This is a genomic window from Achromobacter sp. GbtcB20, from assembly GCF_019091095.1.
GTDB lineage: Bacteria > Pseudomonadota > Gammaproteobacteria > Burkholderiales > Burkholderiaceae_B > Achromobacter > Achromobacter mucicolens.
Genome location: NZ_JAGXJZ010000408.1, coordinates 1 through 310, shown reverse-complemented (window position 1 = coordinate 310; position 310 = coordinate 1). Strand labels below are relative to the sequence as shown.

General features: G+C 63.2%; 1 protein-coding gene. It reads right to left on the bottom strand.

All coding sequences use genetic code 11. The annotated features are described in order from the left end of the window. Nucleotides 1-136 precede the first annotated feature (136 nt). On the bottom strand, nucleotides 137-310 hold a 174-nt coding region (locus tag KVT32_RS29535; protein ID WP_217619365.1), incomplete at its 5' end, for a class I SAM-dependent methyltransferase.

Genomic DNA, 310 nt, shown 5'->3' with positions numbered 1-310 from the left:
CATCTGGCGCACGGTCTGCGACTGGCGGCCGAAGGAGCGCTTGCCGCCCATCGGGCGCGCGACCGCTTCCGCAATCATCGAGGTGGCGGGCACCGCCAGCATCATCGTAACCAAGAATTTTTTCATCGTCCTACCCTCACATTTTGATACCGGTATGCAGCGCCGCGACGCCTGCCGTCAGGTTGAAGTACTGCACGCGCTCCAGCCCCGCGTCCTGCATCATGCTCTTGAGCGTCTCCTGGTCCGGGTGCATGCGGATCGACTCGGCCAGGTAGCGGTAGCTTTCCGTGTCCTTGGCGATGCGCTTGCC